Annotated in this window: 26 protein-coding genes and 1 pseudogene; 5 read left to right on the top strand and 22 right to left on the bottom strand. The window is 59.0% G+C overall.

Going from position 1 to position 23,435, the window contains the following annotated elements:
- Positions 1 to 121 precede the first annotated feature (121 nt).
- The 21 genes from recX to ACLD1Y_RS14220 all read right to left on the bottom strand — a co-directional run bounded on the left by recX (position 122) and on the right by ACLD1Y_RS14220 (position 15,319).
- Complete coding sequence (gene recX / locus ACLD1Y_RS14120; protein WP_429478531.1) at positions 122 to 589, bottom strand: recombination regulator RecX; 468 nt, start codon at positions 587 to 589, stop codon at positions 122 to 124.
- An 8-nt stretch (positions 590 to 597) separates the two neighbouring features.
- A complete protein-coding gene (gene recA / locus ACLD1Y_RS14125; protein WP_003231359.1) occupies positions 598 to 1,656 on the bottom strand; it encodes a recombinase RecA in 1,059 nt (352 codons plus the stop codon).
- An 83-nt stretch (positions 1,657 to 1,739) separates the two neighbouring features.
- Positions 1,740 to 2,240 carry a CinA family protein gene (locus ACLD1Y_RS14130; RefSeq protein ID WP_429478532.1) on the bottom strand — a complete coding sequence of 167 codons (501 nt, stop codon included), beginning with the start codon at positions 2,238 to 2,240 and terminating at the stop codon, positions 1,740 to 1,742.
- An 82-nt stretch (positions 2,241 to 2,322) separates the two neighbouring features.
- Positions 2,323 to 2,856, bottom strand: a complete 534-nt coding sequence (locus tag ACLD1Y_RS14135; protein WP_429478533.1) for a glycoside hydrolase family 19 protein — start codon at positions 2,854 to 2,856, stop codon at positions 2,323 to 2,325.
- A 54-nt stretch (positions 2,857 to 2,910) separates the two neighbouring features.
- A complete protein-coding gene (locus tag ACLD1Y_RS14140) occupies positions 2,911 to 3,921 on the bottom strand; it encodes a phage late control D family protein (protein WP_429478534.1) in 1,011 nt (336 codons plus the stop codon).
- Between the two features lie 9 nt (positions 3,922 to 3,930).
- Positions 3,931 to 4,143, bottom strand: coding sequence for a tail protein X (locus ACLD1Y_RS14145; protein ID WP_429478535.1), 213 nt, complete (start codon positions 4,141 to 4,143; stop codon positions 3,931 to 3,933).
- Positions 4,136 to 4,519: a phage tail protein gene (locus ACLD1Y_RS14150; protein ID WP_429478536.1), complete on the bottom strand. Its 384-nt coding sequence runs from the start codon at positions 4,517 to 4,519 to the stop codon at positions 4,136 to 4,138. Before ACLD1Y_RS14150 ends, ACLD1Y_RS14145 begins: the two co-directional genes overlap by 8 nt.
- Positions 4,519 to 5,664, bottom strand: coding sequence for a glycine zipper domain-containing protein (locus ACLD1Y_RS14155; protein ID WP_429478537.1), 1,146 nt, complete (start codon positions 5,662 to 5,664; stop codon positions 4,519 to 4,521). The genes ACLD1Y_RS14150 and ACLD1Y_RS14155 overlap by 1 nt, the downstream gene beginning before the upstream one ends.
- Before the next feature lie 128 nt (positions 5,665 to 5,792).
- Positions 5,793 to 6,365, bottom strand: coding sequence for a phage tail assembly protein (locus ACLD1Y_RS14160; RefSeq protein WP_429478538.1), 573 nt, complete (start codon positions 6,363 to 6,365; stop codon positions 5,793 to 5,795).
- Between the two features lie 52 nt (positions 6,366 to 6,417).
- The gene (locus tag ACLD1Y_RS14165; RefSeq protein WP_429478539.1) at positions 6,418 to 6,924 is read right to left on the bottom strand and encodes a phage major tail tube protein; all 507 of its coding nucleotides are present in this window, start codon (positions 6,922 to 6,924) and stop codon (positions 6,418 to 6,420) included.
- On the bottom strand, positions 6,924 to 8,090 hold the full coding sequence (locus ACLD1Y_RS14170) for a phage tail protein (RefSeq protein ID WP_429478540.1): 1,167 nt from the start codon (positions 8,088 to 8,090) through the stop codon (positions 6,924 to 6,926). Before ACLD1Y_RS14170 ends, ACLD1Y_RS14165 begins: the two co-directional genes overlap by 1 nt.
- Positions 8,091 to 8,092: 2 nt before the next feature.
- Positions 8,093 to 8,284 carry a hypothetical protein gene (locus ACLD1Y_RS14175; RefSeq protein ID WP_429478541.1) on the bottom strand — a complete coding sequence of 64 codons (192 nt, stop codon included), beginning with the start codon at positions 8,282 to 8,284 and terminating at the stop codon, positions 8,093 to 8,095.
- Between the two features lie 86 nt (positions 8,285 to 8,370).
- Positions 8,371 to 8,742, bottom strand: coding sequence for a tail fiber assembly protein (locus tag ACLD1Y_RS14180; protein WP_429478542.1), 372 nt, complete (start codon positions 8,740 to 8,742; stop codon positions 8,371 to 8,373).
- The gene (locus ACLD1Y_RS14185) at positions 8,739 to 10,547 is read right to left on the bottom strand and encodes a phage tail protein (protein ID WP_429478543.1); all 1,809 of its coding nucleotides are present in this window, start codon (positions 10,545 to 10,547) and stop codon (positions 8,739 to 8,741) included. The genes ACLD1Y_RS14180 and ACLD1Y_RS14185 overlap by 4 nt, the downstream gene beginning before the upstream one ends.
- Complete coding sequence (locus tag ACLD1Y_RS14190; protein WP_429478544.1) at positions 10,548 to 11,177, bottom strand: phage tail protein I; 630 nt, start codon at positions 11,175 to 11,177, stop codon at positions 10,548 to 10,550.
- The gene (locus tag ACLD1Y_RS14195) at positions 11,174 to 12,169 is read right to left on the bottom strand and encodes a baseplate J/gp47 family protein (protein ID WP_429478545.1); all 996 of its coding nucleotides are present in this window, start codon (positions 12,167 to 12,169) and stop codon (positions 11,174 to 11,176) included. The genes ACLD1Y_RS14190 and ACLD1Y_RS14195 overlap by 4 nt, the downstream gene beginning before the upstream one ends.
- Positions 12,166 to 12,498: a phage baseplate protein gene (locus ACLD1Y_RS14200; RefSeq protein WP_429478546.1), complete on the bottom strand. Its 333-nt coding sequence runs from the start codon at positions 12,496 to 12,498 to the stop codon at positions 12,166 to 12,168. The genes ACLD1Y_RS14195 and ACLD1Y_RS14200 overlap by 4 nt, the downstream gene beginning before the upstream one ends.
- Positions 12,499 to 12,507: 9 nt before the next feature.
- Positions 12,508 to 13,119, bottom strand: coding sequence for a phage baseplate assembly protein V (locus tag ACLD1Y_RS14205; RefSeq protein ID WP_429478547.1), 612 nt, complete (start codon positions 13,117 to 13,119; stop codon positions 12,508 to 12,510).
- A 3-nt stretch (positions 13,120 to 13,122) separates the two neighbouring features.
- A complete protein-coding gene (locus ACLD1Y_RS14210; protein ID WP_429478548.1) occupies positions 13,123 to 13,638 on the bottom strand; it encodes a hypothetical protein in 516 nt (171 codons plus the stop codon).
- Positions 13,639 to 13,659: 21 nt separating this feature from the next.
- Complete coding sequence (locus ACLD1Y_RS14215; RefSeq protein ID WP_429478549.1) at positions 13,660 to 13,989, bottom strand: phage holin family protein; 330 nt, start codon at positions 13,987 to 13,989, stop codon at positions 13,660 to 13,662.
- Between the two features lie 595 nt (positions 13,990 to 14,584).
- The gene (locus ACLD1Y_RS14220; protein WP_429478550.1) at positions 14,585 to 15,319 is read right to left on the bottom strand and encodes a LexA family transcriptional regulator; all 735 of its coding nucleotides are present in this window, start codon (positions 15,317 to 15,319) and stop codon (positions 14,585 to 14,587) included.
- Positions 15,320 to 15,502: 183 nt separating this feature from the next.
- Between ACLD1Y_RS14220 and ACLD1Y_RS14225 the strand changes: the two are divergent.
- The 4 genes and pseudogenes from ACLD1Y_RS14225 (at position 15,503) to fdxA (ending at position 19,634) form a co-directional block, all read left to right on the top strand.
- A pseudogene (locus ACLD1Y_RS14225) lies at positions 15,503 to 16,226 on the top strand (zeta toxin family protein).
- Complete coding sequence (locus ACLD1Y_RS14230; RefSeq protein ID WP_177016320.1) at positions 16,226 to 16,393, top strand: hypothetical protein; 168 nt, start codon at positions 16,226 to 16,228, stop codon at positions 16,391 to 16,393. Before ACLD1Y_RS14225 ends, ACLD1Y_RS14230 begins: the two are co-directional and overlap by 1 nt.
- A 183-nt stretch (positions 16,394 to 16,576) precedes the next feature.
- Complete coding sequence (mutS, locus tag ACLD1Y_RS14235; RefSeq protein ID WP_429478551.1) at positions 16,577 to 19,168, top strand: DNA mismatch repair protein MutS; 2,592 nt, start codon at positions 16,577 to 16,579, stop codon at positions 19,166 to 19,168.
- Positions 19,169 to 19,310: 142 nt separating this feature from the next.
- Positions 19,311 to 19,634 (top strand): ferredoxin FdxA, encoded by a 324-nt coding sequence (gene fdxA / locus ACLD1Y_RS14240; RefSeq protein ID WP_017738276.1) that lies wholly within the window; start codon positions 19,311 to 19,313, stop codon positions 19,632 to 19,634.
- A gap of 443 nt (positions 19,635 to 20,077) precedes the next feature.
- Here fdxA and apbC read toward each other — a convergent pair whose 3' ends face one another.
- Positions 20,078 to 21,172 carry an iron-sulfur cluster carrier protein ApbC gene (gene apbC / locus ACLD1Y_RS14245; protein WP_429478552.1) on the bottom strand — a complete coding sequence of 365 codons (1,095 nt, stop codon included), beginning with the start codon at positions 21,170 to 21,172 and terminating at the stop codon, positions 20,078 to 20,080.
- Positions 21,173 to 21,344: 172 nt separating this feature from the next.
- Between apbC and metG the strand changes: the two genes are divergently transcribed.
- Positions 21,345 to 23,396: a methionine--tRNA ligase gene (gene metG / locus ACLD1Y_RS14250; protein ID WP_429478553.1), complete on the top strand. Its 2,052-nt coding sequence runs from the start codon at positions 21,345 to 21,347 to the stop codon at positions 23,394 to 23,396.
- The last annotated feature ends 39 nt before the right edge of the window (positions 23,397 to 23,435 follow it).

Consider the following 23,435-nt stretch of genomic DNA (forward strand, 5'->3'; position numbering starts at 1 on the left):
ATAGTGGGCCTTTTTTGTGGGCTGTGGTGAAGTGCTTGGGGCTGCTACGCAGCCCAGCGCGGGACAAGCCCGCTCACCACAGCAAGCCCGCTCACCACAACAGGCCTGCTCACCGAGGACCTCAGTCGTCCATGTCTCGGCCGCTCAATAGACGGCTGATCATCTCCATCGAAAACCCGCGATAGCTGAGGAAGCGCCCCTGTTTCGCACGCTCCCTGGCATCGATTGGCAGATGACCAGAGAACTTGCGACGCCAGGTGTCTTCCAACTGCGACTGCCAACTGATCCCGCACTCACGCAGGGCGAGATCGATATCAGCACGCTGCAGACCGCGCTGACTCAGCTCTTCGCGAATCCGCGCCGGGCCGTAGCCAGAGCGGGCTCGGTAGGAGACAAAGCTTTCGAGGTATCGGGCTTCCGACAGCAGCCCTTCTTCCGTTAAACGGTCGAGAGCGGTTTCGATCATCTCGGGCTCTGCGCCGCGCTGACGCAGTTTACGCGTCAGCTCGACTCGACCATGCTCGCGACGAGCGAGCAGGTCCATTGCAGTGCGCCGAACGGCGACGAGTGTATCCAGTACAACTGTCATCGTTGAGATCAGATGTCGGTGTCAGCTTCTTCTACTTCTTCAACCGGTTCACGGTTGGCAGCCGCTTTCACGTCGGGTGCAGCAGTCAGCAACTTGTCGCGGATCTGCTTCTCAAGCGTGGCTGCGATGTCCGGGTTCTCTGCAAGGAACTTGGCCGAGTTGGCCTTGCCCTGGCCGATCTTGCTGCCGTTGTAGGCATACCAGGCGCCGGATTTTTCGACGAAACCGTGCAGCACACCCAGGTCGATCATTTCGCCGTTCAGGTAGATACCCTTGCCGTAGAGAATCTGGAACTCAGCCTGGCGGAAAGGTGGGGCCACTTTGTTCTTCACGACTTTAACGCGGGTTTCGCTACCGACAACCTCGTCACCTTCCTTCACTGCGCCAGTACGGCGAATGTCCAGACGGACCGAAGCATAGAACTTCAACGCGTTACCACCGGTGGTGGTTTCCGGGCTGCCGAACATCACGCCGATCTTCATACGAATCTGGTTGATGAAGATCACCAGGCAGTTGGCGTTCTTGATGTTACCGGTGATTTTACGCAGCGCCTGGGACATCAGACGGGCTTGCAGGCCCACGTGCATGTCACCCATTTCGCCTTCGATTTCAGCTTTAGGTACCAGGGCTGCCACGGAGTCGACCACAATCACGTCGATGGCGTTGGAACGCACCAGCATGTCGGTGATTTCCAGGGCTTGCTCACCGGTGTCCGGCTGGGAAACCAGCAGGTCGTCAACGTTGACGCCCAGCTTGCCAGCGTATTCAGGGTCCAGGGCGTGCTCGGCGTCGACGAACGCGCAGGTGGCGCCCATTTTTTGCGCCTGGGCAATCACCGACAGGGTCAGGGTGGTTTTACCGGAAGATTCAGGACCGTAGATTTCAACGATACGGCCTTTTGGCAGGCCGCCAATGCCGAGCGCGATGTCCAGACCCAGAGAGCCAGTGGAAATAGCCGGGATTGCCTGACGGTCGTGATCGCCCATACGCATTACGGCACCCTTGCCGAATTGACGTTCGATCTGACCCAGGGCCGCAGCCAAGGCTTTCTTCTTGTTGTCGTCCATTAAAGTCCTCACGTAATCAATAAGGCCTGACGGCCAACACCTGTATAAGTAGACAGTATTGTTCCACAAAGATCTGAAATCGCCTACCCCTGATTTTCTATTTCTACTGCAGCTCGTCGCAACAAGCCCTCTAGGGCGGCCTTTACCGTTTGTCGGCGGACCTCGTCGCGGTTGCCGGCGAAGTGCTGGAGTTCGGCTGTCACCTCTTCGCCGACGCCAAAGGCCAGCCAAACGGTGCCCACCGGTTTGTCCGGCGAGCCGCCATCCGGGCCTGCCACGCCACTGACCGCCACGGCAAAATGCGCCAGGCTTTTTTCCTGGGCACCACGCGCCATCGCTGTTACTACTTCCTGGCTGACAGCCCCGACCTTTGGAAACAAGGTTTCCGGCACATTCAATTGCCGGGTTTTCTGCCTATTGGAATAGGTGACATAGCCCGCCTCGAACCAGGCCGAACTCCCTGGAATCCGCGTGATAGCCTCGGCGATGCCACCGCCGGTGCACGACTCGGCCGTGGTGACATGGGCATTAAGCACCTGTAGGCGGCGCCCCAGTTCGGCAGCCAGTTGAGTGATTTCCTTCATGGTCGTCTCCAGAAGTAGGCGGGGGATTGGCCTACCCTACAGCAGCCCATCGACCACGCAAGTTACAGATTGCATCAGCAGGCTAATGCGCCAGTGGAACGCATAGCACCGCCTGCGCCCGCCCCCACAACCGCACACGGTCCTCCAAGCCATTGAGCCCGCCATTGATGCGCCGCGTGATGGTGGTGAACTGGTCCTTGTCAGCCAAAAGGTTGAGGCCATTGCTCTGCCAGAACCAGGCGGCGGATTCGCACGCCCATTGCGCTTGCTCCAACAACTCCGGGCGCTGCAACAGCCGCTCGTCACCGAACAACGCCTGACTGCACGCCAGGTAATTACGCCGCCCCGTCACCTGAATCAACCCCCTCCCCCGGTACTTCTGGCCATCGCCATCCGCCTCGGGCGTATTGCCCAGGCGCGCGGCCAACGCGCCGGTATCGTAGCGATTCAAATAGTGGTCACTGCCCAGTTCACGTACGTAACGCAACTGGCCGGATTCATGGGCGATTTGAGCGAGGAAGGCCGCAATGCGCCGAGCACTGTTGATCTCGTACCGCGCAAACGCCGCATTTAGCGCAGGCAAAAAAAGGCCCGCGTTCAGGCGGGCTCCAGGCATGATTTGAATCAATTGCGCCAGTGTGATCACCCTCAGTTCCCTCCTGGAAACACGCTATGTCGACAATCCTTGCGCCATGATCGTGCTGCGATAGCCCGTCGCCGGGTCCCCTTCATTGACCACCTTGGTAATCGACCATCGCCCCTGCATGTATGAAGGCCAGGTCTCATCCAGCAACACCAAGCCTTCGGCAGCCAGCAGCGGGTTGCCAGGGCAATCGATCGTCAACTCCAAGCCCTCGCGCCCGACACGGCGCAACTGCGCTTCGGCGACGGTCCGTGCTTCGGTCTCATTCTGGCAGCGCTGGCGCAAGGTCTTGAACGGTGCGATCCCTACCTGCACCACATGCTGACGGCCCCCGGCGCTGTCCCACCAGGTGACGCGGCTGCCCTGGTACTTCGAACGGGTTTGCTCATTGAGTACGGCGGTGATGAAGGCGTGGTCGCCGGGACGATTATCCTGGGTCACGGACAACTTCACTGGTGGCAATTGTTGAAGGGAAAGCGACTTAACCTGCCCGGCTTCAGCCAATACGTATAGCTCATTGAACGGCTTGGTGACCGCGCAGTAGCGCTTGGCAAGCCGGCTGATGAAAGCCATGTCGCTTTCGTTGGATTGATCGATATGGGCAATCGCAATGCCTTCCAGCGACGCGGCCACACGCGGTGAAAAACCGTGCCGGCCGACAAGTTGCCGAAACAGCGCGCCCAGGGTGGTCGGGCCATAACTGGCGGAGCGGCGCTGGCGGTACCCACTCGAGTCTACCCGGCTGAAAGGCGCCGCCGTGGCCACGATCATCAGTCGCATGGGGAACAGCACCGGGGTTCGCTGGGTGATGACGAATTGCCCCTTCTCCACCAGCCCCGACTCTGTGTAACCGACGCGCAACCCGATCTTGCCACTCATGCTGGGCAGGCCTTCGAGCCCCTCGATGTTGAGCGTCAGCTCCAACCGATCCGACTCGATGCCCGCGGCGTCAGTGTGTTTCCAGTGCATGATGCGTTGATTGAGTAGCGCCGCATTGGCACCGTAAAACTCAACGATTGGCGTAAATCCCTGTGCCATGCTGCCTCCTTAATCCCAGGCCAGAACGGGGTGCGCCGCAGCCGGGCGCTCGTCCAATTCTGGCACGATCACCCAGACGCCAGCCGGCAGCACGGGGCCATATTCGGCAAGCCCGGGGTTCAAGCGCCAGAGGGTCTCCTCCGCCGTATCATCGCAACGGCCCAACTCGCGATACAGCAGCAGGTTGACCGAATCACCGGCAATACTTCGCACTCTACGCATTGGTGAACTCCTCCAGTTCCAGCGTCCAACCGATAACCATGGCAGTGCCGTCGTCGATGATGCTGCTCTGCTTTTCCGCCACCGCGTTGATCCGCCACAGGCCCCAGTTGCGGCCGATGCCATCCACCAGTGGCAACGGCGCGCGCCGGTTCTGCAGGGCACGTAGCTCATCAAGCCGCTGCATGCCCACGGCGTACATGGCGGTGCCGCCGAAGGTCAGTTTTTCCAGTTTTTGACCGCTCTGCCGCGATTGGGGCTTGCTGGCAATAATCGCAAGGTCAGACCAGCCGCCGTCGCTGTTACGCGACAGCGTGGAATAAGCAAACCCTCGGGACAGACCAAAAATAAAGTCGCCCAGTACCATTTGCTGCTGCATCAATCACCTCCTGGATCGGCCAGTGCCGCATTGCGCCGCACACCAAGGGCGTCGGTAACCATCGGCATGCACTGAAATTGCAAAGCCTGGATCACCTGGTTGACCACCTGTTGGGCGTCGGCAGGGTTTACGCCAGTGATCTGGATGCTGGGGGCAATCGACACTTGCACGTTGTCTGCGCGGGCACTGTTGAGCTCGTTGCTCACGGCGTCGGGCGACGACAGGCGATCACTGGGCGCGAAGAGTTTTTCACCCAGCCAGGTGCCCACCTCGCTACCCACAATGCCGCCGATAACACCGCCGACGGCAGTGCCGACGCCTGGCAAAATCATCGTGCCAATGGCCGCACCGGCGGAGGCGCCCGCCCAGGCACCACCGCTGGCAGTAAGGCCTGCGCCGATGGCATTGGGGTCGCCGTTGCGTACGCCTTGGATGACGTTCAGGGCGGCTTCGGCGGTTCTGAGTGGCACAAGCCGTCGGACGCCAGCGGATTCGAATTTGGCGAACACGCCGCTAAAGGCACCAACAAGACCACCCGGCAAATTGGGCGCAGGGACTGGGCTTCTTGCACTGGCAAACGATTGAAAGCCCTGGGAGGCCGTTCCCGAATGATTGCCCCCTTGTGAGTCGCCCAAAGCCTTGATGAGTCTTTCGAAGAGGCTACCGAGTGCTGTGTCGCTGCGTGCGATTTTTTTGCCGCCTCTTTTGATCTGCTTGCCGGCTGCATCGACCGCAACATCAAGCAACTTGTCCACGACCTTATCCTTGGCCGAGTCCACAACGCCCGCCCAAAAACCTGCGGGTTGCTCCTCTTGCTTTTGCGCATTGTTCAACGCGCTGGGGGCGATATCAGCCTGCTTGGGCGCCAAGGTATTGCCATTGATGAACAACGTACTGGTCAGCGTCTCCACGCTTTCACGCAAGCGCATCTGCTCAAGGGTCAAACGGGTGATTTCAAGGCTGGCGTTCGCCAGTGCCAGAGTTAACGCCGAGGCAGGCTCTGGCGCCGCATCCAGAAATGATGACGGCACCAACGGTGACAGCGTGCTCGCCAGATCTGAACCTGCGCCATTGCCCAAGCCGGGATAGGTCAGCCACCGCTTATCCTCATCCGTGAGCTTGAGTGAATATTGATTGTCCTGCATCCCGCTCTACTCCTGTTTGACGCCAAGGCGAGTGATCGCGATGGCGTAGCGGCGCAATGCTTTTGCGGCGTCCCACTCCAGGATCTCCGCTTCCGTTACCGAGTAAACCAGCGGCACCACATCGAGGATTACGTCGATGTCGCGTTGCGAAAGAAAGCCGCTGGTTGATTTAAAAAATCGTCGATGCGCCCCTGCAATTCGGTCCAGTCCGGCACGGTCAGGCCGGCAAGATCGGGGATCATCAGGCCGGCGCAATGAGCGGTGATGAATTCGGCGCGCTCTTTGGCGGTGCCGAGCTTTTTCATCACTTTGGTGGCGCGCAGAGCGGGCATTTCCAGGGCGAGCGCCGTGTGAACACGGCCGGCGGCGTCCAGCGGCAGCAGCAGTTGGACCGGCTGTTCATGGGTCGATGCCGCTTGCTCGCCAAGAAAGAACGACGTAGGACGCGTCGACATCTCATGCACGTACTGGGCGAGGGTGACGTAATCCGGGCGCATGAGTTGGTCGAGCTCTTTTTCCGACAGGCCGGTGGCGAGTTTCGCCAGTTCGAAAAACTGGTCATCCTCGTCTTCACCGGCCCGGGCCAGCGCAGCTTTTTGCGCGGCGTAGTACAGCGGCTTGAGTTGTACCTGCTCGATCGTCGCGCCAGTGTCAGCGGTAATCGGCGAGAGCAGGCGGTGCAGCGGTGGCATCCAGGCCATGGGGCAGTTCCTTCTGCAATTGGAGAGGGCGAGCGGGCCCGCCCTCAAGGACTCAGGGCATCAGCACCGCACGGCGCGCATCGCCGAGGATATCGACGCCATTGAGCACGAACTTCTGGGTACGCACATCGATGTCGATCACCGTGATGCCGTTTTCCAGGCGATTGTAGGTACGGCAGGACAGCTCCAGGGTGGTGGTGGCCTTGTCACCCATTTTCAACTTGGCCTCCTCCAGGGATTTGAGCTTGCCGCCGACGGTGTGGTAGGTGAAATAGGTCTTGCCGTCCTGATCCTGGCCGGCCTCGCGCACGTTCAGCAGGATGTCATCACCTAGGCGCACGCCCAGAGCCAGCATGATTTCCGGCCCCGCGCCCTGCAGGACCAACTTGGCCCCCAGCACCTTGCCGCTCTTGGCCATTTCTTCGGCAATGAATCGCCCACCGGACATGGCCTCCATGTCGAACTCGATCTTCGGCGGGGTGAACTCCTCCACCGTCGCGGACAACGGCAGGCCTTGCAGGGTGGCCGCAATGGCCTGTCTGACTCGATTGGTAAACATTAGAGAACGTCCTCCAGGAACTGCTCGATGATTTCATCGCGGGCATTGAGTTGATAAATCATGTGTTCGTTCGGCGCATAGCGGCCGTAATCGATGACGATGTACCAGGTGCCGTTCTTGTACTTCTCGACATTGTTCAACTCCGGGTGCAGGTACACGCTGCCGCCAGGGATGGTTTCGTCAGCCACCAGGGTTTGCAGCCAGTCGTTGATGCGCTTGACCTCTTGGTCCATGAACGACTTGGTCAGGTTCTTGGCCATCGCTTTCTGGCCAGCCTTGACCAGCTTGCGGCTGATGGCGTCTTCCAGGCCGACATAACTGATGAACTTGCCGGTGATGGAGCGGTTACCCAGCAGCGAGAAACCGCCGAGGATGGTGCGGGCGTAATAGCTCACGCCGTAGCGGTTGAGCAGATCGCCTTCGGTGGAGGTGTCGAGGATGTTGTACTCGACCACGCGGGAAACATCCTCGGCGAACGTCACCTGGTTGCCTGGACTTTCCCATTGTTTGACCTTGGCCAGGGCGGCGATGGCCAGGGACGACGGCGACAGGAACACATTCTTCTTGGCTGCCTTGGAGTACACCGACGGCATGTTGTGTACCAGCAGGCAGCGGTCGAACCCCAGGTCGGCACCGCCCAGTTCACCGCTGTAGGTCACTTGGTCGGCGACGCTTGCGTCCTTGCCGTCCAGCACCACGCGGGCCTTGATGCGCTTGCCGAACGAGGCGAACTCGCCCGCCACCGCCTTGACGCCGGTGAAGCCTGGGGCACCGATGATGGTCAGGTCTTCCGGCACACTGGCCAGTGCAGCCAGGCCCAGTTTGCGACCGGTGATAGGCTCGTCGCCGCCGATCACATTGTTTTGCGTATCAGCCGGTGTCGCGCCCTCCTCCACGATCACCACGTAGACAGGCACCTTCACCACTTTGAGGATCTGGTACACCGCGTGGAACAGCGTCCCAGTTTCCGCGCCGGTAGGGTCCAACAGCGCCTGGGTGGTGAAGCTGTTGATGCGGAACGGGGCATTTTTGGGGATCGATGCATGCGCGTTTGGCGCAGTGCCGACCAACCCGATCACGTTATCGCCCAAGCCACCCATGGCCTCGGGGGATTCGGTGGCATTGACGGTGATGCCGTTGTGCTCGAAGTTCAAAACCTCAGCCATGGTTAGTCAGCCTTCTTAGTGGTGGCCTTTTTGGCCGGGGTGGCGTTGAAGACGCTGGTCAGTTCCAGGCGTCCGGCGGTGCGCAGGGCGGATGCTTCGACGTCCAACAGGTCCAGTTCCTCGCCGACGACAGACCAATGGCCGGCGTGGGTGGGGAAAGGGATTAGGACGGTGTAGGTTTGGCGGTGGGGCATATGTAAGGTCTCCAGGCACAAAAAAGCCGCTCAGGGCGGCGGGTATTCAGATCGGAAATAAAAAAACGCCCCATTGGCAGGGGCGTTTATTTGACAGGAGCGTCGTGTGGTGCTTGATCAGGAGATAGCGGCCAAAGAATTTCAGTCGGAAAACCCTCTTGCTGCTCAATCCGGTTTAGGTCTACTCGATACCCCTTCCACTGTGCCAATAGCGTCACGTCTTCATCCGTTGCACGACCAATATCGACAGCATCTTGTAATGGCCCCATTCGATTCGATGCTGTGATCAGAAGTCCGTCTCGTGTTTTACCAACCGCCAAAACCATCTCGTTAAAGGTAAGCGGTAGAGGAATAGGCCTAGGGGGGATATCGATGGAATACCATTCATCTTTAGTAACATCATCTCGCCGAGAAACTGAACGCCAACCCTGCTTATCATTGCGTACGGCATAACTCATAGTGTGTCTCTCCACCCAATCAAGTTGAGCACGTTGCCGGTGCCCTGCGACGTCCAAGCAATGCTAGTTCCCTTAAGCATTACTTCGGACAGTATGGATGACCGAAAGACGCCACCACTGTTCGGGCCAGAACCAAAACTGTAATCGCTAACCAAGGAGTAGGACGTAGATGGAAATACTCCGACAGCGTTATTGGCTGCAGAATCAGCAAATGCAACACATTTGATATGACTGGCAGTTGGAGGCACAAAACTCGACACCGACACGGAGACCGCCACACCGCCAGTGCTTCCACTAGCCATAGCAGGTAAAACGGCCAAATTGGAACCGGCGGCCTTGTCCACCTCAATAAAACAGTCTGTCTGATTGAACCGCCAAGGGAATCTATTCGCGGTGGAGTCTGTCCGAATCCATCCTACTCGAGCCTTATCCGTATAGCCGGGTGGCATCGTTGGTGACGTGGCGCTCAGTGAAAGCAGCCCTGCCTTTTCAGAATCGTTCCAGATCACCCAAACGCTGTACCAAGTTGAAGCCGCCAATGCGTTAGCATCAAGACCGTTTGCCCCTACAGTCAAACCACTGAAGCTCAAATTTACGGCGCTAAGCGAACGCATACGCTCCCCGGTCCCAACGATCAATTGATCCGCAGAAACATTCACCAATGCATTCAACCCCGAGGACGAGAGCTTAAGGTTTTTGCGACTACCAAGAACAACCAAGTTCTTATACTTCCCCAGCTCCAACTCCAGCGCAGCGATATCAATGCTTCCTTGATTTACCGGAGCATTCCAGGCCTTGATGCACCACATAACCGCCAGGTTTCTCGGACGCGTTTCTGTCGAAGTTCTTACTACTCTGGAAGCATCAAATGAAAGAGAGCCGGCCTGTTGTCCACCCACCGGTCCGTCTGCAAACGCGTTTGCGCTGCGCTCTGTTAGGATAAACGCGCCGCTTGCACTAAGGGCTTCCCCCAAGAACTGATTTACCGAGCTGGCGCTTGAATCCATCCGCCCGGTGATGTTCTGAATCGTATCGTGTTGATAACTACCCACTGCACGATCAGAGTCCATACTTCGCCCATGGTCCCACCCCCGAAAGAACTCGCCGCGAGACTCCGGCAATCGCGTATACCCAACCGCATCACCCGCAACGTTAAACTTCTTCCCCAGATACGCTGCAAGATCCGGATAAACCTCATCCTTGAACAGACTGTTATCCACCTCAAGATATCCAGGTGGAACGGTCCCCAGCGGAAACGGCACCATCACCCCCACCGGCAACGCCGAAGCCTTGGCAATCAACCCCTCAATCTCAGCCTTCGAATACGTCCCCTGCTTCAGGTAATCCATCACCCAAGCCCGAGTCGCCTTCACCACCGTGTCATCGATCAACAACGTCACAATCGACGCATTACTCGTCTCGAAAATCGAGCGGATATAAAACTCTTTCCCCGACCCCGACGTCGCCAACACCGGCTTATACGACTCCGGATATTTCACGATGGCATACAGGATCCCGGTGTCCGTCCACAGCCCGGCCTCCCGCACATACCAGCCGCCCACGTCCGAAGGGATGGTGACTTCGGCCATCAACCAACTGGCGTTTTTCTCATCTTGAAACAGCGCATTCAGCGGCCCGCGCCAGACCTCGCGCTTGAGCGCCTTGGCGCTGGCATCCGGGTTGTACACCGCGCCATTGCCGTCACCGACGGAAATGTGCGCGAGTTTGATCGGTACGCCTGCGGCCTTGCAGGCGGTTTCGTAGGCGATCCCCGCGTCGGTGAGCAGGGTGTAATAGTCAGCCATTTAGTGCTCCTGTGGATAAAGGGTGGTGGTTTCGACGCTGTAGAGAGCAGCCGCCATAAAGGCGCGGCCCGTGGCTTCAACGCCGGCCAGCACGTTGGGGTAGATCGTGGTGAATTCGCCGCACAACGTGGCGGCGCCGATGCTATGGCGGCCGAAAGCGCTCAGGCCTACGGAGATCGACAGGATGTCGCGCTCGCTTTTGGCGTCGGCCAGGCGGCGGTCGAGTCGGGCATCGACGGCTTCGCTGTAGGGCAATTCGGTCCAGGCCCGTACGGCAAAGCTGTAGGGCACGCCCTGCGGTGTTTGCTCGTACCAGGCGCGCACGTCGGGGCTCAGTTGCAGCCCCTTGGCGGCGTTTTCCAGGGCCTGGCGGGTGCCGGCCTGGCGAGCGGTGGGCCAGGCGAGTTTGACGGTGAGGCGTTTCTCGGCCTCGGGGGCGGTGGTGCTCCATTCGCTGACAGCGCGGTCTGCCGCCAAGTAAGGCAAGAACCCCGTCGGTGTGCGATCCGGGTCCATCAGCTCGGGAAACGGTGGCGTGACCCGTTCCAGCAACTCGGCAAAACCCAAGTCCAGGGCCTTTTCCAGCGGTGAGCTGTTGGCGGGCAACAGGCTCGCTTTGGGCTCACTCATAGCGTGCGCACCTCCACCTCGACGCCCGTGCAATACGGGGCCTGGAACGCTGAACTGATGATCGGCTCCAGCGGTTCGAGGATTTGCAGTTGCGCCGCGCCGGCACTGTGGATGGCGTAGTCGATCCAACTCGGGTCCACGCGACCTTCCAGGCGATGACAAGAGTCGGCGTAGGTTTGCAGCAATTGCTGAGCGGCCACTTGGGTCAGACCGGAATCCGGGCCAGCGTTGATCTTGGCCACCACGCGGATTTTGTAGGGCTGGATCTGCGCGCCCTGCACGGTGACCCGATCGGTCTCCGGCCTTACATCGGGACGTGCGAAATGTCGCCGTACACCGTCAAGCAAATCGGCGGAGGCACTGCCATCGCCTTCCCTGGAAAGTACAGTGACCATCACCTCGCCGGGGGCGGTGCGGCGTCCATTGCCATCCTTGACCTGGGCCGCATAGCCGTCCGGATCAAAGGTATAGCTGACAGTGACCACGCCGGCGGTAGCGCTTTGCACCTTGACCGAAGGCCGCTCGCCCAATGTGAATACCTCTCGGCGATACTGCATGCGCGAACCCGCCGCCGGGGCGTGGGGCGCCAGGTAATAGCGCAGGCGTGCGTCGTCGTCGCTTTCGAGTGTTGGCGCCACAGGCGGGAAAGCGACCGGGTCACCGGCGTCGAGTACTTGGCGCTCCAAGCCCATGTCCGCCAGGCGGGCATCCAGATTGCTACCGGTGGCCCACCACGCCAGCATCTGCTTGATACGCGCGTTGTATTTGCGCTCGTGGGTTTGCAGGCGTACGCAAAAGGCCTCAAGGGCCAGGGTCAACAGTTCGCTTTCATTATCGAGGCTGACCTTGAGCTTGACCGCATTTTGCGGTGCACGGGTGGCAACGTAATCGACGACAAACGCCTTGAACTCGGCCAGCAACGGCTCGAACTCATCGACCGCGATAATCGCCGGTTCCGCCAGTTGGTTCTGGCCTGGGATCAGCATGCTCATGTGACGACCTCGAAGGATTGTTGGCGGTTTTTCCAGGTGCCGGCAAAACGCAGCAACACACCGGCGCCCTGGCGGGTGGCGACGATGACCTGGGGTTGAAAGTCGGTGATGCCGTTGTGGGCGTTGTAGAACGCCTGGGCGGCGTGGCTTTGGGCGAGGATCAGCAGGTCATCGCCAAGGTTCTGGCCGAGTAATTGTGGGATCAGCGAGCCGTAAAGCGGACGCTTTTGGCGAGTGCCCACGGGGGTGGTCAGCGCTCGGGTGGCGCGCTGAACGAATTGCAGCCAGTCATCGACGGCTGCCCCGGTGTTCCTATCGATTCCGATCATGGCAAGTCCTTATGCGCTGCTGATCACGCGGCCTTGGTGATCCACCACCGGGCCGCTCAAATGCACACCGGCGGCATCCAGCAAAATGCCGATGGCGCCGAGTTGCAGGGTGATGCTGTCCGCGCTCATCGCCAGGCTGGCCGCGCCGACGATGACGTTGATCTGTTCGCGGGAGCCGGTGACGGTAGTCGTGCCATTACTCCAGTTGAGGGTGTGACTGGCATCGTCGTAGTCGCTTTGGGTGCCGTCCTGATAGCGGCGCCGGGTCAGTGAAGCCTCGCTGGACACTGGCGGAAAAAGACTACTGTTGAGCCCGAACAACGCCACAGACTGCGCGCCACCTTCCCCACCGCCATAGTTGAGTAGCAGGCATTGCTCACCGACCGATGGAATGCGGGATTCGCTTTGCGCACCGGCGCTGGGGTTGAAGAACCGGATAGCCGGGCTGAGCAAATCGCCATGACTGACCTTGCAGGTGTTACTGGCCGCGTCGACCTCCTGGCACACGCCAATCCGACAGAAACTTTCCGCACGCCGATACAGGTCTTCAAGCTGGGCTTCCATTTCCGCCAGGCGCTCGACAATCGGCCCCAGTTGCATGCGTAGCATTGCGTCGAACATGGACTACTCCTGCAGGGGGCGGTATTGATCGGGGTCGTTGATATCGCTGACTTCCCACGTGCGGGCAAACAACGCTGTGCCTGTGGGATCGTCGAGCAGCAATGGGCCGAGATAGAGGGTTTGAATGAAGGAAACGGTCCAGGTGTCGTAGTCCGTTTCCGCGCTGGCCAGCACGGCAGGCGCAGCGACAATGGATACGGGAACGTCGCATTGATCCGGCGGCAGGCCCCAGCGATTGTCCAGGGCTAGGTCCATCAGCTGACTGGCGAGGTCGCAAGCATCAAACGGGGCTGACCCGCTGGCAACCACGGCCTTGAGCGAAACCGACAAGGCATGCGCCTTGCGCCCATCGGGGGAGCGAACGCCGGGACCGTTGCGGTCCACGCTGATCAGCACGCTGGCGTTATCGCCGACGGCGGTGAAGTCCTGGTGGTTGCCTACAAGCAATTGTGGGAAAGCACTTTTCAGTGCCGCCCCAATCGCCAAGGGCAATTGGGAGGGTTTTTCGAGAGATGTCATGGTGGTGCGTCCTTGCAGCGGTTACTGCTGATCCGGGCGGTTGATTCCGATGCGCTTGGCCGCCCATCGTTCGTAAAGGCCGATGGCGACATCCGCGCCGGCCATGGCGGTGAGGCAGCCAATGGCGCCTGCGGTCCAGATGGACATACCGGCGGCGTAGCACAGCATCAATGCCGAGACCCCGCAGACCATGCATGCCCCGGACCGCAAGGCCAGGCGCCGTATCAGCGACCAACCGCGAGCGCCCTCCTTATCGGCGCGCCACATCTCGCCGCTGACCCCGCCGATCAAAGCCAGTACGATCACCAGCCAGATAGGCATTTCCGCTAACGCTTGCTGCTCGTTTGTCATGTCACGCCTCCTGGCTGAGCAATGCCGGCAACGTGCCGGGGTTTGGGTACTTCCGTGTGCCGGTAGGCATTCCAAAAAGCCCGGTTGCCCAGGCTTTTCAGTAATGAGTTCCTCGATCGTTCGGCGCTACTGGCGCGGTACGGATCTTTCCTCGATGTTTTTCCGACCACGATCCCTGTCCGCCGGATAACTGCTTCTGGTGTTTTACGCTGCACACCCGGGTCAGTTGCCAACCCTCTGAACCGTTGAGGCCGGTTCATCGCTGCCTGTTCTTGTAACGCAGTGAAACTAAAGAGCGTCGGCATCCTTGCCGGTGTTACCTGGCGTCCTTGCCATCGCTCTGATGGCGTCCTTGCCGATGTTGCGTGCCTTCCTTGTCTTCCTTGGCAGCATCCTTGCCGCCTCCACCAGGCCTTGTTGGCTGGCTTGAGATGGAGAATATGCATGTATGCATATACAGTCAATGCATCAATGCATTTATTTTTACCAAATAAATGCGCTTGTGCATTTAAGGTCTTGCGGGCACAGGGCTTGGTGGTTTTTGACAGACGAAAAAAAGCCCGCTGATGGGCGGGCTTTGTCTTACGTAATGAGGTTAACGAGCGTACATACCCCACCAGAACACATGACCGAGGATGCTGATCTGTTCATCCTGGATGTCCTGAAAGCTGTAGTCTTCGTCCGGGTGTTCATCGCGATTGAAACTGCGCAGGCGAATTCCGGAAGGCAGGCGGTAGAGCTGTTTCACCCGCAATTGGCCGTTGTGATTGATCGCGTACAAGTCGCCATCAACGATATCGCCAATGCCGCTCTTGCCCGCATTCACCCCGACCGTTGCGCCATCACGCAGTACCGGCAGCATGCTGTTGCCGCGCACGGTCACGCACTTGGCCTGGTCGAACTGCACACCGTTATGTCGCAGGCTGCGCTTGCCGAACCGCAGGCTGGCCTTCTCGCTTTCCTCGATGACGAATCTTCCTGATCCAGCAGCCAATTCAACCTCGCGCAGAAAAGGGATCGACACCTCGTCATCATTAACGGGAGTGTCGTCGTCCCACAGGCTTATGTCCTTGAGTTCCGAATGCATCGGGTCGCGTGCATCCTCCCGCGAGACGCCCAGTGCTAAGCGCCCGCGCAGTTGGTCGGTGCTGATGCCAAAGTACTCGGCGATACGGGAAATGTGCTTGTCCGACGGGTCAACGATCTTGCCGCTGAGAATCCGGGACAACGTGGACTGAGGCACACCGGTACGCCGGTGCAGCTCCGTGGGGGAGATCCGGTCGCGGTCGAGTAGCTCGCGTAAGACGATAGAAACGTTGCGTTTTTGCATAGCGCGGATAGTGACGGGGGTTTGGGGTGTTGGCAAATGCTAATTTGCATATTTAATGCATAAACAGGGATGTGTTAAGGGAGGTTTCGACCAGTAGATCGGCTTTAGCCCTATGATAGTCTTTCGCACATCAGTGAACGTGAGGGGCGCTTTATGGAACAGGCAACTCCCGTCGTTAGCAGGATGACACCTACAGAGACCGAGATCTCAGAGCAAGCACTTCGCTTCGCCCGCTCAAATAAAAAGCCAATCGCCAAACGCATCACAGACAAATCAATCTATCCGCCGGAGGAATCACCCGTATCTGTCTTCATGGCTGGATCGCCCGGTGCAGGAAAAACAGAGGCCTCAATCGCTCTTGTAAACCTGTTCGCCGATACTCCAATTCTGCGTATCGATCCTGACGATCTTCGCAACGAGTTTGAAGCTTATCAAGGGGCGAACTCATGGTTATTTCAACGAGGCGTATCCATTTTAGTCGAAAAAATACTCGACCTTGCACTGGACCAACGACAGTCCTTTCTGCTCGACGGTACGTTTTCGAACCTCAAAGTCGCTAAAAGCAATGTTGAACGCTCATTGAAAAGGGGGACGGTTCGTACAAATCCTTTACGTGTACCAAAATCCAATGCTTGCCTGGGACTTTGTAAAGGCCCGTGAAGAGGCTGAAGGCAGAAGGATTCGTAAAGAGCATTTCATCGAGCAGTATTTTGCTGCACGTGACGTAGTGAACGCGCTTAAGCTAGATTATGGAGCCGATGTTCACGTGGACTTGCTCATCAAGCACATCGACAATTCTGGACGGCTCTATAAAGCAGGGGTCGATAAAATTGACTACCATATCCCTGAGCAACATACGCGGGCCGATCTAGAGGCCAGCCTCAGGCTACCATCAGGAGCGCATTGATGATTTCGATCAAGCTAGGCTTGTCCAAAGGCGTGAAAAGCTCATTTGCCGACTTTATTCGTGACGCAAAATCCGATCAGAAAAAGCGTGTTTACAGCGAAGTGCTTACCGAGGCGACCAAGCAACAGAACCTCGTAATGATGAAGGCTGAGGCAAAACGAGCCTGATAGCCGTCAAAAAATTTTCTAAAGCCCGGCCCAGCGCCGGGCTTTTTATTGGGTCAATGCTTCCCCCCGACGTTCCGCTGCGAACCCACGACGTCGCATGTTAACCTTGCCGCCATCGCAAAATCGCAGGGCCGAATGCCCCACCTTTGCCCCACTCCTTTCAACGAATTTGCTAATTATCTGATGAGTAAGAACACTTCCGATCTCTCCTCCCACACCCCGATGATGCAGCAGTACTGGCGCCTGAAAAACCAGCACCCTGATCAGTTGATGTTCTATCGCATGGGCGACTTCTACGAGATCTTCTACGAAGACGCGAAGAAGGCCGCCAAGCTGCTGGACATCACCCTGACCGCGCGCGGGCAGTCGGCTGGGCAGTCGATTCCGATGTGTGGCATTCCTTACCACTCGTTGGAAGGCTACCTGGTCAAGCTGGTAAAGCTGGGCGAGTCGGTGGTGATCTGTGAGCAGATCGGCGATCCGGCGACCAGCAAGGGGCCGGTGGAACGCCAGGTGGTGCGCATTATTACGCCGGGGACGGTGAGTGATGAAGCGTTACTGGATGAGCGTCGCGATAACCTGATCGCGGCGGTGTTGGGTGACGAGCGTCTGTTCGGCCTTTCGGTGTTGGATATCACCAGCGGCAATTTCAGCGTGCTGGAGATCAAAGGCTGGGAGAACCTGCTGGCGGAGCTTGAGCGCATCAACCCGGTGGAACTGTTGATTCCGGATGATTGGCCCAAGGACCTGCCAGCGGAAAAGCGTCGTGGGACCAAGCGTCGTGCGCCGTGGGACTTCGAGCGCGATTCAGCGCTGAAAAGCCTGTGCCAGCAATTCTCCGTGCAAGACCTTAAAGGCTTCGGTTGCGAAACCCTGACCCTGGCCATCGGCGCCGCCGGTTGCCTGCTCAGCTACGCCAAGGAAACCCAGCGCACCGCCCTGCCGCATTTGCGCAGCCTGCGCCATGAGCGGCTGGACGATACCGTGGTGCTCGACGGTGCCAGCCGTCGCAACCTGGAATTGGACACCAACCTGTCCGGCGGGCGTGACAATACCCTGCAATCGGTAGTAGACCGTTGCCAGACCGCCATGGGCAGCCGCTTGCTGACTCGCTGGCTGAACCGCCCGCTGCGGGACTTGAGCGTGCTGCAAGCGCGTCAGACGTCTATTACCTGTCTGCTGGACGGCTATCGCTTCGAGAAGCTGCAACCACAGTTGAAGGAAATTGGCGATATCGAACGCATCCTGGCGCGGATCGGCCTGCGCAATGCGCGGCCTCGCGACCTGGCACGCCTGCGCGATGCCCTCGGCGCCTTGCCACAGCTGCAAGCCGCGATGACCGACCTGGACACGCCGCACCTGCAACAACTTGCCGTAATTGCCAGCACCTACCCGGAACTGGCCGCGCTGTTGGAAAAAGCCATCATCGACAACCCGCCGGCGATCATCCGTGACGGCGGTGTGTTGAAGACCGGCTACGACACTGAACTGGACGAGCTGCAAGCCCTGAGCGAAAACGCCGGGCAGTTCCTGATCGACCTGGAAGCCCGCGAGAAAGCCCGCACCGGCCTGGCCAACCTCAAAGTCGGCTACAACCGCGTGCATGGCTACTTTATTGAGCTGCCCAGCAAGCAGGCCGAGTCGGCACCCATCGACTATCAACGCCGCCAGACGCTCAAGGGCGCCGAGCGCTTTATTACCCCAGAGCTCAAAGAGTTTGAAGACAAGGCGCTGTCGGCCAAAAGCCGAGCCCTGGCGCGGGAAAAAATGCTCTATGAGGCCTTGCTCGAAGACCTCATCGGCCAATTGGCGCCATTGCAAGACACCGCCGCCGCACTGGCCGAGCTGGATGTACTGAGTAACCTCGCCGAGCGTGCGCTGAACCTTGACCTGAACTGCCCACGTTTCGTGAGCGAGCCATGCATGCGCATCGTGCAGGGGCGCCACCCGGTGGTGGAGCAGGTGCTGACTACGCCGTTCGTCGCCAACGACCTGTCGCTGGACGATGACACCCGCATGTTGGTGATCACCGGTCCCAACATGGGTGGTAAATCCACCTACATGCGCCAGACCGCATTGATCGTGTTGCTGGCGCACATCGGCAGCTTTGTGCCAGCAGCCAGTTGCGAACTGTCCCTGGTGGACCGCATTTTCACCCGGATCGGCTCCAGCGATGACCTGGCCGGTGGCCGTTCGACCTTTATGGTGGAAATGAGCGAAACCGCCAACATCTTGCACAACGCCACCGAACGCAGCCTGGTGCTGATGGACGAAGTGGGTCGCGGCACCAGCACCTTCGACGGCCTGTCGCTGGCGTGGGCCGCGGCCGAGCGTCTGGCGCACCTGCGGGCCTATACGCTGTTTGCCACTCACTACTTCGAACTGACCGTACTGCCGGAAAGTGAGCCGCTGGTGGCCAACGTGCATCTCAATGCCACAGAGCACAACGAGCGCATCGTGTTCTTGCACCACGTGCTGCCGGGGCCAGCCAGCCAGAGTTACGGTTTGGCCGTCGCACAATTGGCCGGCGTGCCGAACGAGGTCATCACCCGCGCGCGCGAGCACCTCAGCCGCCTGGAAACCACAGCTTTGCCCCATGAAACTGTGGTGGCAAGCACAGCTAAAGGCTCGAGCAAACCAGCAGCCCCGCACCAGAGCGATATGTTCGCTAGCCTGCCCCATCCGGTGCTGGAGGAGCTGGCCAAGCTCGACCTGGACGACATGACGCCGCGCAAAGCGCTCGAAATGTTATATGCACTGAAGGTTCGGATATAACGCTCGGCCTTGCAAGCTGGTAGACTCTCGCGCGGTTTGGGATGCTGCTGGCTTTTAGCCTGGCTTGCAGACTATCGCTCCCAAACCTCGCGAGCCCTGCCACAAAGGGTTTCGCTGCCGCCGCCTGAGGAGAGAATTAGAAATGACCTTCGTCGTCACCGACAACTGCATCAAGTGCAAGTACACCGACTGCGTGGAAGTATGTCCGGTGGACTGCTTCTACGAAGGCCCGAACTTCCTGGTAATCCACCCGGACGAGTGCATTGACTGCGCCCTGTGTGAGCCAGAATGCCCGGCCGTCGCGATTTTCTCCGAGGACGAAGTCCCGGCAGAGATGCAGGAATTTATTCAGTTGAACGTCGAGCTGGCGGAAATCTGGCCGAATATCACTGAGAAGAAAGACTCGCTGCCGGATGCGGCCGAGTGGGATGGCGTCAAAGGCAAGATCAAAGACCTCGAACGCTAACTGCGTCGCCGCCAAACAAAAAAAGGCCCTTAGGGGCCTTTTTTGCGTTCTGGGGTACACGCAGTCACTTTTCTACAGGCAAAAAAAAGGGGCGGTATGACCCGCCCACATTTTTTCCCTAGTCCCTGTATTCCTTTTCATCATCCTGATGAATCGCATCCTGCGACGTTCCTTTAAACCATCGTTCCGTGATGGCTGTGTCAATCCGTGGACACAGGGCTGATCTTAGAGAGTTCCAAAAGATGTTCAACGGGATGCAACGTGAGGACTAACGGGTTCAACAACTTGAGAGGCGTTAAATATTTGTTATATTTCAAATAGATAGAAAACCCTCTCACGATTTCGAGTCGCTCATGCCGGCTTAAAAAACCATTCGCTTACGAAAAAGTAAGCGAATGCTTACACCAGCAACCACGTAAAAGCGTAACAAGACCCCTTCTCACTCAGTCGTCGCTGACAGTAATGGTCGGCATGGCTGGCGCTGCGGCTTCCTGCAGGACGATTCGCGCCCCTACATGACGAGCCAATTCCTGGTAGATCATGGCGATCTGGCTGTCCGGCTCAGCGACCACGGTGGGTTTGCCACCATCGGCCTGCTCACGGATCAGCATCGACAACGGCAGTGAAGCCAGCAGTTCGACACCGTACTGTGTCGCCAACTTCTCACCACCGCCTTCCCCGAACAGATGCTCGGCGTGGCCGCAGTTGGAGCAGATGTGCACGGCCATGTTTTCCACGACACCCAGCACTGGAATATTGACCTTACGGAACATCTCCACGCCTTTTTTCGCGTCGAGCAGCGCCAGGTCCTGGGGCGTGGTGACGATCACCGAACCGGCCACCGGAACCTTCTGCGCCAGGGTCAGCTGGATATCGCCGGTGCCTGGCGGCATGTCGATCACCAGGTAGTCCAGGTCGCCCCAAGCGGTTTGGGTGACCAACTGCAGCAACGCACCGGACACCATCGGCCCACGCCAGACCATCGGCGTGTTGTCATCCGTAAGGAAGGCCATGGACATGACTTCCACGCCCAGGGACTCGATGGGCACAAACCACTTCTGGTCCTTGACCTTCGGCCGCGTACCTTCGGCGATGCCAAACATCACACCTTGGCTCGGGCCGTAGATATCGGCGTCGAGAATGCCCACACGCGCACCTTCACGGGCCAAAGCCAAGGCCAGGTTGGCGGCGGTAGTGGATTTGCCCACGCCGCCCTTGCCGGATGCCACGGCAACCACATTCTTGACGTTGGCCAGGCCAGGGATTTGTGCCTGGGCCTTGTGCGGGGCGATCACGCACTGGATGTCGACCTTGGCCGAGCGCACGCCCTCCAGGCCTTCGATGGCCATTTGCAGCATCTGCGCCCAGCCGCTCTTGAACAGGCCTGCGGCATAGCCCAGCTCCAGCTGGACCGACACCTGGTCGCCCTGGACCTCGATGGCACGTACACAACCGGCGCTGACCGGGTCTTGGTTCAAATAGGGGTCGGTGTACTGGCGAAGAACGGCTTCCACCGCTGCGCGATTGACGGCGCTCATGGGCTACTCCCGAAAAAAGACTGACTGAAACAGGCGGCTATCCTAACCGTTCCAGCCGCCCAGCGGCATGCTTTCGCAGGCGAGTAAGCTGCTGAAACAACGCCACGGGGTGAAATATATTTCCCGGCGCTTTATAGTGGCCGACCTCCGTTTCATCAAGTAGCCGAGCCCCATGTCCGAGCCACGCAAGATCCTCGTCACCAGCGCCCTGCCCTATGCCAATGGTTCGATCCATCTTGGCCATATGCTTGAGTACATCCAGACCGATATGTGGGTGCGCTTCCAGAAGCATCGCGGCAATCAATGCATTTATGTCTGCGCGGACGACGCCCACGGCTCGGCCATCATGTTGCGCGCCGAAAAGGAAGGCATCACCCCGGAACAACTGATCGCCAACGTGCAGGCTGAACACAGCGCCGACTTTGCCGAGTTCCTGGTGGATTTCGATAACTTCCACTCCACCCACTCCGAAGAAAACCGCGAGCTGTCGAGCCAGATCTACCTGCGCTTGAAGGAAGCCGGGCATATCGACCAACGTTCGGTCACCCAGTACTTCGACCCGGAAAAGAAAATGTTCCTGGCCGACCGTTTCATCAAGGGCACTTGCCCGAAATGCGGCACCGAAGACCAGTACGGCGACAACTGCGAAAAATGCGGTGCGACCTACGCGCCGACTGAGCTGAAGGATCCGAAATCGGCGATCTCTGGCGCCACCCCGGTGCTCAAGGACTCCCAGCATTTCTTCTTCAAGCTCCCGGACTTCCAGCAGATGCTGCAAGCCTGGACCCGCAGCGGCACCCTGCAGGACGCCGTCGCCAACAAACTCGCCGAATGGCTCGACAGCGGCTTGCAGCAGTGGGACATCTCCCGCGATGCGCCGTACTTTGGCTTCGAGATCCCGGGCGAGCCGGGCAAGTATTTCTATGTGTGGCTGGATGCGCCGATCGGCTACATGGCCAGCTTCAAGAACCTGTGTGATCGCACGCCGGAGCTGGACTTCGACGCGTTTTGGAACAAAGACTCCACCGCTGAGCTGTACCACTTCATCGGCAAGGACATCGTCAACTTCCACGCCCTGTTCTGGCCGGCGATGCTGGAGGGTTCGGGCTACCGCAAGCCGACCGCCATCAACGTGCACGGTTACCTGACGGTCAATGGCCAGAAGATGTCCAAGTCCCGCGGGACCTTTATCAAGGCGCGCACCTACCTGGACCACCTGTCGCCGGAGTATCTGCGCTACTACTACGCCGCCAAGCTGGGCCGTGGCGTCGACGACTTGGACCTGAACCTGGAAGACTTCGTACAGAAGGTCAACTCGGACCTGGTAGGCAAGGTCGTCAACATCGCCAGCCGTTGCGCCGGGTTTATTCACAAGGGCAACGCTGGTCTACTGGTGGCCGAGAACGCTGCGCCAGAGCTGACCGATGCATTCCTGGCCGCTGCGCCAAGCATTGCCGATGCCTATGAAGCCCGCGACTTTGCCCGCGCCATGCGCGAGATCATGGGCCTGGCCGACCGCGCCAACGCCTGGATCGCCGATAAGGCACCGTGGTCGCTGAACAAGCAGGAAGGCAAGCAGGCAGAGGTCCAGGCGATCTGCGCCACGGGCGTGAACCTGTTCCGCCAGTTGGTGATCTTCCTCAAGCCGGTGCTGCCGTTGCTTGCCGCCGACGCCGAGGCGTTCCTCAACGTCGCGCCGCTGACCTGGAACGACCACGCGACTCTGCTCAGCAACCACCAGTTGAACGAGTTCAAGCCGCTGATGACCCGTATCGACCCGGTGAAAGTCCAAGCCATGACCGACGCATCCAAAGAAGACCTGGTCGCCAGTCAGACCGACACCGGCGAATCGGCGCCTGCTGGTAATGGCGAGTTGGCCAAAGACCCGCTTTCTCCGGAAATCGAGTTCGACGCCTTCGCCGCCGTGGACCTGCGAGTGGCGCTGATCATCAAGGCTGAAGCGGTGGAAGGCGCCGACAAGCTGTTACGCCTGACACTGGATATCGGCGACGAGCAACGCAACGTGTTCTCGGGCATCAAGAGCGCTTACCCAGACCCTTCCAAGCTCGATGGGCGCCTGACCATGATGATCGCCAACCTCAAGCCGCGGAAAATGAAGTTCGGTATCTCTGAAGGCATGGTGATGGCGGCCGGCCCTGGCGGCGAAGAGATCTACCTGCTGAGCCCTGACAGCGGCGCCAAGCCGGGCCAGCGTATCAAGTAAGCCTTGTCATAAAGCCCTGTCTTGCAAGCGACAGGGCTT

Source organism: Pseudomonas sp. 18175 (assembly GCF_050432925.1).
Lineage (GTDB): Bacteria > Pseudomonadota > Gammaproteobacteria > Pseudomonadales > Pseudomonadaceae > Aquipseudomonas.

Coding starts and splice junctions, on each gene's coding strand:
- recX (WP_429478531.1), bottom strand. CDS start 589: ATGACAGTTGTACTGGATACACTCGTCGCCGTTCGGCGCACTGCAATG.
- recA (WP_003231359.1), bottom strand. CDS start 1,656: ATGGACGACAACAAGAAGAAAGCCTTGGCTGCGGCCCTGGGTCAGATC.
- ACLD1Y_RS14130 (WP_429478532.1), bottom strand. CDS start 2,240: ATGAAGGAAATCACTCAACTGGCTGCCGAACTGGGGCGCCGCCTACAG.
- ACLD1Y_RS14135 (WP_429478533.1), bottom strand. CDS start 2,856: ATGCCTGGAGCCCGCCTGAACGCGGGCCTTTTTTTGCCTGCGCTAAAT.
- ACLD1Y_RS14140 (WP_429478534.1), bottom strand. CDS start 3,921: ATGGCACAGGGATTTACGCCAATCGTTGAGTTTTACGGTGCCAATGCG.
- ACLD1Y_RS14145 (WP_429478535.1), bottom strand. CDS start 4,143: ATGCGTAGAGTGCGAAGTATTGCCGGTGATTCGGTCAACCTGCTGCTG.
- ACLD1Y_RS14150 (WP_429478536.1), bottom strand. CDS start 4,519: ATGCAGCAGCAAATGGTACTGGGCGACTTTATTTTTGGTCTGTCCCGA.
- ACLD1Y_RS14155 (WP_429478537.1), bottom strand. CDS start 5,664: ATGCAGGACAATCAATATTCACTCAAGCTCACGGATGAGGATAAGCGG.
- ACLD1Y_RS14160 (WP_429478538.1), bottom strand. CDS start 6,365: ATGGCCTGGATGCCACCGCTGCACCGCCTGCTCTCGCCGATTACCGCT.
- ACLD1Y_RS14165 (WP_429478539.1), bottom strand. CDS start 6,924: ATGTTTACCAATCGAGTCAGACAGGCCATTGCGGCCACCCTGCAAGGC.
- ACLD1Y_RS14170 (WP_429478540.1), bottom strand. CDS start 8,090: ATGGCTGAGGTTTTGAACTTCGAGCACAACGGCATCACCGTCAATGCC.
- ACLD1Y_RS14175 (WP_429478541.1), bottom strand. CDS start 8,284: ATGCCCCACCGCCAAACCTACACCGTCCTAATCCCTTTCCCCACCCAC.
- ACLD1Y_RS14180 (WP_429478542.1), bottom strand. CDS start 8,742: ATGAGTTATGCCGTACGCAATGATAAGCAGGGTTGGCGTTCAGTTTCT.
- ACLD1Y_RS14185 (WP_429478543.1), bottom strand. CDS start 10,547: ATGGCTGACTATTACACCCTGCTCACCGACGCGGGGATCGCCTACGAA.
- ACLD1Y_RS14190 (WP_429478544.1), bottom strand. CDS start 11,177: ATGAGTGAGCCCAAAGCGAGCCTGTTGCCCGCCAACAGCTCACCGCTG.
- ACLD1Y_RS14195 (WP_429478545.1), bottom strand. CDS start 12,169: ATGAGCATGCTGATCCCAGGCCAGAACCAACTGGCGGAACCGGCGATT.
- ACLD1Y_RS14200 (WP_429478546.1), bottom strand. CDS start 12,498: ATGATCGGAATCGATAGGAACACCGGGGCAGCCGTCGATGACTGGCTG.
- ACLD1Y_RS14205 (WP_429478547.1), bottom strand. CDS start 13,119: ATGTTCGACGCAATGCTACGCATGCAACTGGGGCCGATTGTCGAGCGC.
- ACLD1Y_RS14210 (WP_429478548.1), bottom strand. CDS start 13,638: ATGACATCTCTCGAAAAACCCTCCCAATTGCCCTTGGCGATTGGGGCG.
- ACLD1Y_RS14215 (WP_429478549.1), bottom strand. CDS start 13,989: ATGACAAACGAGCAGCAAGCGTTAGCGGAAATGCCTATCTGGCTGGTG.
- ACLD1Y_RS14220 (WP_429478550.1), bottom strand. CDS start 15,319: ATGCAAAAACGCAACGTTTCTATCGTCTTACGCGAGCTACTCGACCGC.
- ACLD1Y_RS14230 (WP_177016320.1), top strand. CDS start 16,226: ATGATTTCGATCAAGCTAGGCTTGTCCAAAGGCGTGAAAAGCTCATTT.
- mutS (WP_429478551.1), top strand. CDS start 16,577: ATGAGTAAGAACACTTCCGATCTCTCCTCCCACACCCCGATGATGCAG.
- fdxA (WP_017738276.1), top strand. CDS start 19,311: ATGACCTTCGTCGTCACCGACAACTGCATCAAGTGCAAGTACACCGAC.
- apbC (WP_429478552.1), bottom strand. CDS start 21,172: ATGAGCGCCGTCAATCGCGCAGCGGTGGAAGCCGTTCTTCGCCAGTAC.
- metG (WP_429478553.1), top strand. CDS start 21,345: ATGTCCGAGCCACGCAAGATCCTCGTCACCAGCGCCCTGCCCTATGCC.